The 11,468-nt window shown below is 51.4% G+C and carries 6 protein-coding genes; 1 reads left to right on the top strand and 5 read right to left on the bottom strand.

The window, feature by feature from the left end; translation table 11 throughout:
- The 5 genes from KF749_18200 to KF749_18180 all read right to left on the bottom strand — a co-directional run.
- A partial coding sequence (locus KF749_18200; protein ID MBX2993088.1) for an extracellular solute-binding protein occupies positions 1-961 on the bottom strand: 961 nt, incomplete at its 3' end.
- A 1-nt stretch (position 962) separates the two neighbouring features.
- Positions 963-2,906, bottom strand: a complete 1,944-nt coding sequence (locus tag KF749_18195) for an alpha-amylase (protein MBX2993087.1) — start codon at positions 2,904-2,906, stop codon at positions 963-965.
- A 3-nt stretch (positions 2,907-2,909) separates the two neighbouring features.
- The gene (locus tag KF749_18190) at positions 2,910-5,534 is read right to left on the bottom strand and encodes a hypothetical protein (GenBank protein MBX2993086.1); all 2,625 of its coding nucleotides are present in this window, start codon (positions 5,532-5,534) and stop codon (positions 2,910-2,912) included.
- A complete protein-coding gene (locus KF749_18185) occupies positions 5,534-8,266 on the bottom strand; it encodes a T9SS type A sorting domain-containing protein (protein MBX2993085.1) in 2,733 nt (910 codons plus the stop codon). The genes KF749_18190 and KF749_18185 overlap by 1 nt, the downstream gene beginning before the upstream one ends.
- 43 nt (positions 8,267-8,309) lie before the next feature.
- Positions 8,310-9,761, bottom strand: a complete 1,452-nt coding sequence (locus KF749_18180) for a glycoside hydrolase family 13 protein (GenBank protein ID MBX2993084.1) — start codon at positions 9,759-9,761, stop codon at positions 8,310-8,312.
- A gap of 249 nt (positions 9,762-10,010) precedes the next feature.
- On the opposite strand from KF749_18180, the gene KF749_18175 reads away from it, so the two are divergent.
- The coding region (locus KF749_18175) for a hypothetical protein (protein ID MBX2993083.1) at positions 10,011-11,468 on the top strand (1,458 nt) is incomplete at its 3' end.

Raw genomic sequence — 11,468 nt, 5'->3', positions numbered from 1 at the left:
GCATGATGAACTCGAGAAAGGAAATCACCAGCGGACGCTTCTCTACCGGCACGTTGGCGTTCAGCGAAAAACCTTTCGGCGAAATCATCGGCGCACACCATAATCCTGTGCTCACGATTTTCGGCAAAGGAGCAACGCCGATGTTGATGCCCGCCTTTTTGTATCCTGCCCAAGACCAATCGCCGTTGACGATCATTGCACTCTTGCCATCCTTGAACAACGCGTCGGCTATATTGTAATCTGCTTCGCCCGGAATAATCTTGTGCTTGTCCCTCAAATCCTGAATGAACTTCAATCCATCAATCGTCCCTCGCGAATCCAGCGTCGGTACGCCATCATCCGTCATCACCCAGCCGCCGAAGCCTGTCATGAACGGAATGAAGAAGAACGGCTCGGTGTAATTCCAGCACAACCCGTATTGGACAGTCTTTCCTCCTTTGGAGACTGTCAGCTTCTTCCCTATCTCAATCAACTCCTCATCCGTCTGCGGCGGGGATGTGAGAAGATCTTTGTTGTACACAAGTGTGAGATGGTTTCCCAACTTGTCGGCAATCTGGTAGAGATGCCCGTTATAGTACGTCAGGCCTTTTGTGATGAACTTGTCGAGATACTCCTGCTCGAACAACATTTGCAACGGTTCGATGATGCCCATGACTTCAAACGGGCCGACTTGATCGGAGGGACCATACACGAGGTCAGGTCCTTGTCCTGCAATTGCAGCGACAATAAAGCCCGAACGCAATTCCTCGGTTTCCTTGTAGATCGCCTCAACGGTGATTCCGGGATTGGCGACCATGAACTGCTTCATCTGATCCTCAAGAATCACACGCTCATCAACACGCATTTGATGCCAGATGACAATTCTGTTCGGATCCGCCGGCGTTCTGCAACTGCCGAACATCGCTGTAAGCAAGAAGAAGGTTGCAGGGAATACGAAATGTTTGATGCGTATCCGTATCATCTCAATATTCGAAGACGAGACATTGCCCGGGCTGAAGTATCGTGTGCAGATGAGAATCTTTCAGTGAATACTTCCCCGAACCCAGGAGATCAGTCACTTCCTTTTTTGAAGTGTTGATTTTCACATTCGCATGTTCAGGAGCATGATAGTTAGTGTTTGCCAGAACTGCAACATGGACATCCGGCTTCTCGGAAATACGGGCAAACGCAAGGATATGATCGTTGTGATCGTGCAGCATCATAAACGACTGAGGTGAATCGTCGGTGATGAGCTGTTTGTATGATTTGCGAATGTCGAGCACCTTGCTTACCCATCCGGAGATGTGTTCTTTGTTGAGCCAATCATATCCATATTCGCTGAACAACGGAAGCTTCTCCGAGGGCAAATGCTTGAGTTGCTCCGATGTGAAGTCGAGACCGGTATTGATGGGATACGTCTCCCCGAGTTCGTAGCCTGAATGAATGAACGGAATCCCCGGCAGGAAACTGTTCACGACAATTGCCCACTTCGAGTATGCAAGTCCGCCGGGACGTGATGCGGCCCGCGGGGTATTGTGATTTTCCGGCGTGGCAAAAAACGGAATCGCAAATCCTTCACTTGCGGCACGACGGCAGAAGGCCTTGATCTTTGAGGGATGATGCTCATCGATCCATAAGAATCCGAAAACAGCGTTGTATCCCTCTTCCCTGCTGTGCCGCGATATTGCGAAATTCTCATCCCAGAAAGCGAAGTCAGGATCGTTCTTGCGTGCCGTATCCACAATTTCTTTTTTCAGCTGCATCGGCAGCGCATGCCCCATATCAATCATCACGCCATCAATAGAGAACTCGCGCTGATAGTAGGGAATGATCCCTACAATCCGATCCCACAGTGGACGGTTCACGTATTGAGGTTGCGCAAGACGCGTGTCGTACATTCTGATCGTGTTGTACGCAATGTAGTTAAAATCAGGATGTTCGTACATGCGCAGGTATGTCACGTCTCCCCACGGCGGCTGATTGTCATCAGGCGGCCAATCGGCAAAGGCGCCCGGGATCTTCACCCGCTGCTGATTCGGCAGCACGCCGATATATCTTCCGTTCTCTTTAGCAACATGATCGGGATGCGGAGGAGGCGTGAAGAAATCCCTGTACACCTGATGAGGAGGGATGAGATTGTCGAATCTGCTGTCACGAACCTGGTGATGAATATGCTCCAACTCCTGACGCGTGAATACAGGCGAGCCGTACCGTGATTCGTCGTGATTTGAGGAGTCCCGCAGTTGGATTTCGTCCTTTATCCAATACATCCACTCGGGATGCTCTTTCACCCAATCGGCATCCTTTGCCGCAGTTCGGAATACGAACTCGACCACTACACGGAAGCCCATATGATGTGCCGCCTCGACAAAGGCCTTGAACTCCGTCTTTGCGTCAAGCCCCAGAGACGGCTCGGCCTGGTTCTCATCAAGTTCGTATGGATTACGGATTGCATAGGGCGAGCCGAGTGTTCCTTTGTTGCCGTCGTGCCCGATGGATGTGATGGGAAGAAGATGAATCGTATTGGCGCCCAGCCGTTTGATATAGGGCAGCATCGCGAGAGCTTTGAGGAACGTGCCGGTATCCCTGAACCCTTGACTGTTCACCGGGAGATCGAGCTTGCCGTTTCCGTCATGGTCAAAAGCAGCCGTCGTTCGCACAAACATGTTGTAGATTATGGCGTCTTTGCTCCACTCGCCTCCTGTTGACTTCGGTCTCGCCGGTTGCTTCGCTTTCCTCGCCTTACGTACCGTATCGAGATAGAACTCAAACGGGTTTACCGCAACACGCTTGGGAGTCCCTTCATCGGAAATCCAGAGCGAAGGAATTGCATACTTGAACTTCTTCTTCTCACTCTCTTTCTTCTTTTTTAGCAGAGCCTCTTCCAACAGATCCAAGGCATGCGCCCCGGAGTAAGACTTCCCCATAGACTATTGTCTTCCGAAAGTGTCTTGAATGATGGTGATGGTATTAGACTGCGAATTCACCCGCAGCGTTCGATGTGTGGAAGGAAACTCCTCGCTTGGAATCCACTCGCCCTTCTTCCCGCTGTTGGTGAATTTGTACTGAACCTGAACCCCGACAGGAATTTCAATCTCGAGCGACCAGATACCGTCACCTGCTGTCGCGTCGCCGTGTGTACCATCGTCGTGCATGCGGACAAGATTCGGAGTCCATTCGCCCAGTTCTTTCAGGTTGCCGACGATGTAAATCGCATTCGGAACACTAACGCCCGAAGCGTTGACGGTGAACAACACCCGCTGCCGTTCGACCTTGCTTTGCGCCATCACGCCTTGTCCGCCGGCTCGTTCTGCAACGATAATCGGCTCGAAGCCCGGTGACGTGATTTTGGCCCCCGCCAGTTGTGCGAACTTATAGACGTTGTTCAGGTGAATTCTGAATGCATCATCAAAAGGTTTGTCGCCCGCAGGCGCCGACTGGTCATCGCCGTACCACCAGAACCAATCCGAACCCTCGGCGGCGTACATTGCCTCGTATGCCATGTAGGCGTACCATGCCCTCGTGTTCTTCTTCGGAGGTGGTAACGACGGATCAGGCTGTTTCAATCCGCTGTTTTCGAGATCACGACGGGCTTGCAAGAGATATTCCCACGCAGTATTCTCTTCTTTCTCTCCGATCCATGTGTCGTAATTTGCGTTGATCCACGAGCCGGGCCAGAGTTTTGTCATTGCCGGAAGTTCTTCAAGCGGATGCGCCGCAACTCCCCGCCCCGGATTTCCGTTGAGATACTCCGACATTGCCACTGTAATAACCTGCTTCGTTTCGTACAACTTACTTAGTTTACGGTAGAAGGCATTCAGGAATTCCTTCCCGTCAATATCTTTCCTGTACCATTCCCACGCATTCTCGCCGTCGAGAATCACGGTAATCAAAACGTCCGGCTCGCCATTCTTCGGTGCAAAGCTCAACACCGATCGGACGAAATCTTCCGCCGCCTCTTCACCCCTGTAATTCTGATACTTGAATCCAATTCGATCCGAAAGGTCCGTATCCCGGAATACAATCGCCATCGATTGCTTCTTGCCTGACGCATCAACACCCGCATCAAAGCGGTACGGCGTTGTGTTCGGTTGATCGGGAGGATCGGAGCGTTGCAACACCTTCACATCCGTTGCCGCCCACAGAATTCCGTTGTTGCGGAGTATCGGCAACACTTCCTGAGCAACTGACCCCTCGGCAGGCCACATTCCTGTTGGTGCAATGCTGAACGTTTCCTTGTAGAACTTCACGGCCTTGACTACCTGTGCGTGCGCATCTTGAGGATAGGAGAACCTCGTCGGCAGCGCATCGTCAGGCTGGCAGATACGGGCAAGATCGGAGTCGTAAATCAGAGGCAGTATCGGATGATAGAACGGCGTTGTGATAACGTCGATCTGACCCGTTCGATGTTGAGGATTGTACATGAGTTGTTTGTGAACAGGAATGACGTTCGCCATTACTTTGTATGTCTCAACAACAATGCGTTGACAATCGCCTTCAGTGATTTTTTTCCTGAGGTAGTATTTCTGCTCGTCCTTGCGGAACTCCACATATCCGCTCACATCGCAAACAGAACCATCCGGCAGTTTAACGGCGCCGTTCAGAAAATCGGGATCGAAATGCGCAAGATAGAAGAAGAACTTGATCTCCCGCATCTCCTGCTCGCTGAACGGATTCGAGCCGGGACGCATCGTGTTTGCCATCTTCGCTTTCAGCGCGTTGTACTCCGGAAACCGCTCGATCTGCACTTCGCTGATGCCGAAAGCATTCCAGGTATTGTGAACCAGAACATCAATCTCTTTTTTCCCGAACCGGGATGTGGGAATCAACATGAGATCAATCCACGGATCCGTCTTCCCTTTCCACTTCTTGAGGAAGCCGCTCACGTTCATCGTATTTCTTCGGACATCGACAAACGGCTTCAGCCTGTTCACGTAATACTCCTGCAACTGAAACAGCAGCGACGAGGTGAGGTTCACCGTGCAATGAATGTCGGGATATTCTTTCAGCATCGCCGTCATATCATAGTAATCCTTCGTAGCGTGCGTACGAACCCACGGCCCTTCAAGCTGATCGGTTGAGGGATTGAGATACAGGGGCTGATGCTGATGCCAGATGATGTTGAGATAAACCGGTTTGCGACCCGGATCTTTTGGATACAAATCAGCTGGATTGGATTTAGGTACAGGAGGCTTCGATGTAAGTTCGATCGTATTCTCTTCGGTCAGAACAAATACCGAGTTCTTTCCTGAGTTGTTGTAGTTATCAACGAGAACGGGATTTCCCGGATCGGGTATGTGCCGGTCTTTGTTCACGTAGAACAAATACTGGTAGATTCCCGGCTGCATTCTTCTCGTCACAAGCCATCGATTACGTCCGTCTTTGGTCATCGGATTCTCGTCCTTCGACCAGCCGTTGAAATCTCCCACGAGAGAAACCGACGAGTATCCTTCGTCGGGCAGTTCGAAATGTACGCCGTCTGTTGTGGCTTTCGGCTGTGCAAACGGAGCCGCAACAAACAGCAAACTTGAGAGTATGACTGCGGTGATTCTCATTACTTAGTCAGCATGAGCTTCTTAGTTTCAACATACGATCCCGAGGTCAGTCGATACAGGTACACACCGCTGGAAAGGTTGCGAGGAATGAACTCGACGGAGTAACTCCCCGCCTGAAGATCATTGCTCACGAGTTTCTCCACTTCCCGACCGAGTACATCGTACACCGTGAGCGTTGTGTATCCGCTTTCCTTGATTCTGAAATTTATTGTCGTTGAAGGATTGAATGGATTTGGATAGTTCTGTCCGAGGGCATATTCTGCCGGGAGAGTATGGTCAACCGGCTTGACTTCGAGCAGGACACTGTCAGGCAGATTCGTATAGCAACGGGCCGTGTACGCGGGCAAAGTCATGCTCGCGACGTTCGACCCGCTGACTTCAAGCGTGGATTGATCCAGAATGTCGTAGAACGTCCCCGAACCTAACCACGGCACGTTCGTAACAGTCTGCTGGGCTCCACTCAGATTCGCCACGGCGACGAACCGGGCGTTCGAGCTGACGTCCTGGAATCCCCACACAAGTGTTTTCTGGGCCGTGTAACGGAACAAACGGATCAACGCCCCTTGATACAACGCCGGATTGTATTTTCTCTGGCGGATCAAGGTTGAATACCACGCGTAATGTTCCTGTCCGCGCTGCGTTCCGCGGAAGCCGAATTGTACCGGACGATACAAGAGTTTCTGATTGTCAGTCTGCCACCCCCGGGGCTCGCTGTGCTCCATTCCCTGCCACAGCATGGGAATCCCGAGTGATGCAAAAATGAATGTGCCGTACAACTTGTCGCGCAACAATGCTTCGGCAAGCGGCACACTTTGGAACGTTGTCATTTCAAAGATCAGCGATTGCTCATCGTGGGTCACCGTTGCATTGACGGGCTCGGTGCGATTGGCGTACGATGAGGGTGTTGCGGGAATATCGTTGCCGGGATAGGCTCCGAGATCGATAACGAGGTTTTCAAAATTGACAAGCGAGCGATTGCGGAAGCGCGCTTCGTCAAAGATTTCATCACGGAAGCTGTCATGCCACCCGCCGGTCATTCCGCTGTGGAAAACGAGTGCGGGACTTTCAGGAAGATGTTCGGCAATCTGGTAGATTTGTCCCTGATACTCCTGCGCAATTCTGTTCGCCCATCCGAGGATTCCCCTCGTGGGTTCGTTGATGTTCCAGCCGATCCCTTGCGTAAAATCATACCGGAAGCCGTCAACGCGATATTCATCAATCCACATCTTCAACACTTCGTACACATACTCCTGCGTCTGGTTCGTCCAGTGATCCATGTCGCGGAAGAAGCACAGTTGATCTTCATTGTAGCGGAGATCGGCGCAGAGCTTGAAGTACGGATTGGTTGTGACATCGGGTTGCATTGCCCACAAGGGACCGGGATCGTTCAGATGATTGAACACCACATCCACAATGATTGCGATGCCGCGGGCATGCGCCGAATCGACCAGCACCTTGAAGTCACGCGGCGTGCCGTATGCCGGTTCAAGTGCAAAATGATGGCTCAGATCGTATCCCCACGAAAATCCTGATCGCCCTATCAATGCATAATCATTGACCGGCATGAGTTCGATTGCATTGATTCCGAGAGAATCGAAATAGCCCATCATGTTGGCAAGTTGTGTGAATGTCCCGATTTGTCCCGAAGGCAAACCAAGATAGCCTCCGACAAATTCCGCCACATTCATTTCATAGATGACGAGTTTGTTGAGCGGTGGACGCTGATAGCTGGTGGATTGCCAAACGTAGTCATCCGCGGTCAGGCCCTCCGGCCCGATGGTGAATCGCGTTCCGTACGTACCGTTGAATCGCCCCCACGGGTCGTTGAACGGATTTCCGCTTCCGGTTTGGAATTGATATTCGTACGTACCCGGAGGAAGTGAGATGTTGATCCACCAATCATCCGATGTAAAATTCTTTCGCATGATGACGGGGGGAGCGCCGGCGACAGGCTGTCCGAGCGGAGCAACCCGAACCGCCACAAAGTTCGTCGCTCCGACCCTCAAGCGAAACGTAGTCGAATCATTCGACGCTGGTGACGGAAGCGTTACGCCATGCTTCGCGTAAGGCGGGATTTGCGCCTGAATCGGCCCGCCGACTTGTACCACGAAGTTCACGGTATCCCGCGTCGCGCCGGCCTGCAGGATAACCGTGTGTCCGCCGTTAGCGAGATCGGTTGTGAGGGTGTAGTTCATCTGCTTCGATGCAAAATCGTATGAGCTTCCGATTCCCGAAATAGTATTCCCATCAATTATCAACGACAACTGGGTTGTATCGAAGGTTGATCCCACTTTCGGGAAAATGAACGCCGAGATAGTTGGACGGGCTGTGCTGACAGTACTCGTCCGTTGATTGGGGAGAAGATGATAAATCGTCGGGTCTTTGACAATAATAAACGAATTGTCATTATCGGACGGATTGAAGTGATGGTTGAGCGGATCATTAGGCCAAGGCGAAGCGCCGTTGTAGTAGAACTTGTACTGGTATGCGCCAACAATAGGTCCGCCGGGATTCCCTCCGACCGCAAGACGGGCATTGCGCGTCCACAATGTGCCGCCTTGATACGACATCGGCCAGGCGGTATTGTTCCAGCCGTTGAACTGCCCGGGAACCGATATGCCGCCGGGGAAACCGGTAATGTTGTACCGGAACGTCACGTCCACGCTGTCTTGAGCATTCGCCGACAGTGCAACAGCGGCAGCCATTGCAACCCAGAGTAGTCTCAGTTTCATATTCGTTCCCTCCTTCATTAGATCGTTGCTACAATATTCTTGCTCATCCGGATACAGACCCGATGAGAATGAGCCCTGATTTCTTCGCCAAGAGATGGCTCCCCCTCGAAGACGCAGGCTTGTTACCGGCATCAATGGGCCAGCGTTGATGCCAATCCGATGTTCGAAACCAACCCGCTTCCCGAATATCAATTGCTTGAGTTGATTCTCCAGCGTTCAGAACAACAACGGCAGTCGTTCTCCTGTCGGGATGAATCCTTCTGAACCCGTACAGTTTGTTCTTGTCATCAGCAAGAAACGGCTCGTATGTCCCGTGCCGGAACACGGGATGTTCATTCCGGAGGGCGATGAGGCCTTTCAATGTCGCAAGCAATTCGGCGTCCTGTTTTGCTTCATCCCAAATCATTGTGCCTCGCGAACCGGGATCCTTGCCGCCGGTCATTCCAATCTCGTCGCCGTAATACACCATCGGCGCGCCGACATACGTCATCTGGAACAGCCACGCAAGTTTCACCGTTTCTTTGTCATTCTTGCAAAGAGTCAGAAAGCGCTCAGTGTCGTGACTTCCCAACAGATTCTGCATCACAGAACTGATTTCTTCTGAATAGTCATTTCTGACTTTTGCGAGCGCTGCATCAAATTCTGAAGGACTTGATTTCCGATCGATGAAGAAATCAAGGCAGGCCCGGCGAAATCTGTAGTTCATTACCGCATCGAACTGATCTCCCTGAAGCCACGGCGACGCGTCATCCCATATCTCGCCGACAATATACGCGTCCGGATTCAGCTTCTTGACGAGCTTCCTCCATTCGATCCAGAAGGGATGAGGAATTTCGTTCGGGACGTCCAGCCTCCACCCGTCGATGCCGAAGCTCATCCAATGTTCAGTCGCCTTGAAGAGATAGTCACGAACGTCTGGATTGTGCGTCATGAGTTTCGGAAGGTCGCCCCAATTCCACCAGCATTCGTAGTTGGGCTTCGACGGCGGCCCGACAGGAAAGCTGTAGATGTTGTACCAATGTACATATTGTGACTTCTTCCCGTTCTTCTTGATGTCTTCGAACGCAAAGAAGTCAACGCCCGTGTGATTGAACACGCCGTCGAGAATAATGCGTATTCCGCGGGCATGACACTCATCGACAAGAATCTTGAAGACCCTCTCGTCCCCGAAGTGGGGATCAATCGTGAGATAATCCTTTGCGTGATACTTGTGATTGCTGTTCGACCAGAAGATGGGAGTGAGATAGAGACAGTTGACGCCGAGATCGGAGACGTAATCAAGCCGGTTGACTATACCCTGCAAGTCGCCGCCGAAGTAGTTTTTCGTTTTGGGTACTCCGCCCCACGGCTCAACGTTTGGCGGATCGATTGTTTTGTTACCGTTGGCGAACCGTTCCGGAAAGATTTGGTAGAAGATTGCATCCTTCACCCATGCCGGGACGAATGATGACGGGTCATCCGCATTCAACGTTTGGGCTTGCGATGTTTGGGTCATGAATTCACACACTATGAATATCAAACATGCAGATGCCCATATGAATTTATACAACATCGGGTTCTCGTCAGCGATACGCCGAGCAATTGGAAGCGCTTCCACAAGATAAGATATTCAAGGGCTGAATACAAGCAGATTCCGCACAAATCATCTTTAAAACACCGATTTTGATTTGTTTTGGGTGGATTTAGCATTCGACAATCGTTACTTTAATTTGCAATCAATCAGCAATCCGAACCCCATTTACGAATGAAGAGAAAGAAAACCAACGGGAATAGTCAACACCTTTCTACACGAAAACGACGCGCGTTTTTCGTTATCGTCTCGCTCGTCCCAATCTCGTTCTTCATAGTGGCGGAACTTGCCCTCAGGCTCGCACAATACGGTCCCGATCTTTCGCTGTTCACAACAGAAACACTTGCGGGCCGGACATATCATGTAATGAACGCGGAAGTGAAGAACCGCTACTTCCCCAGCATGCCGTTCAACCCGACAACGTCACCCGATTATTTTGAAGTTCCAAAACCGGCGGCAACGTACAGGATTTTTTGTTTGGGAGGATCAACAACGGTCGGTTATCCATATTGGTACAACGGTTCCTTCTCCTCATTCCTTCGTGACAGGTTGCGGACAATTTTTCCGGAGCGGGAGATCGAGATTGTGAATGTGGGAATGACGGCAACCAACAGCTTCACCGTCAACGACATGGCGCGTGAGATCGTCCGCTACGAACCGGATCTGTTTATCGTGTACGACGGTCACAATGAGTTCTACGGCGCGCTCGGCGTTGCCTCACATCAATCGATTGCGAGATCACGGTGGCTCACGAAGCTCTACTTGAGGCTCATCCACTTTCGTACGTTCCAGCTTCTTCAGGATGTTGCCGGATTTGTGATGCAGGTCTTCACAGGGGAGCCTGCATCTACCACCGGAAGCACGATGATGGAAAAGCTTGCTCGAGGCCAATACATCCCTTATGGCAGCACGCTTTACAACGCGGGAATGTCAACATACAGGGATAACCTCGCCGAGCTTGCGACCATCGCTTCCGGAGCAGGCATTCCCGTTCTGCTCGGCTCTCAAGTTTCCAACCTCAGGGATCTGCCGCCGTTCGTCTCGGAAGACCCTGAATCGGGTGCGGGACTTGAGCGACAAGATGAGTTTGCAGCCGTCTTCCAGCGGGGAGTGCAATATTGGAATGCCCGAAAAGTTGATTCCGCCCTTTTCGCCTTTTCAACCGCGTCGTCAATAGATTCACTCCGTGCAGATGCATACTACTACATCGCACGATGCCTTGACTATTTAGGACGGAAAGAGGAAGCACAGCGTCTCTATGTGAAAGCAAGAGACTACGATATGCTGCGCTTCCGGATGAGTAGTGATTTCAACAACATCATGAAGCAGGCTAGCAATGAGCGCGGGATGATATTTGTGGATATGGAGCAAGCATTCCGGGCGCACTCGACTGATTCGCTTATCGGGAACAGACTCATTGTCGAACATCTGCATCCTCATTCGAAAGGCTATTTCATCCTCGCCAAAGAATATGCTCGCGCTATGAGAGAGAACGGTTTGCTCGCTTCCGCTGATGATTGGACGGCACGCGACACTATTAGCGATTCATGGTTGTGGGAAGCACGAAGTCTCACCGAAATCGACGAGAGAATCGCTCGTAGGCGCACCGAGGTCCTGACGTCAGGATGGCCC

This window comes from Bacteroidota bacterium (assembly GCA_019637975.1).
Classification (GTDB): Bacteria; Bacteroidota; Ignavibacteria; order UBA10030; family UBA6906; genus CAADGV01.
This window is presented reverse-complemented; position numbering and strand designations above follow the sequence as displayed.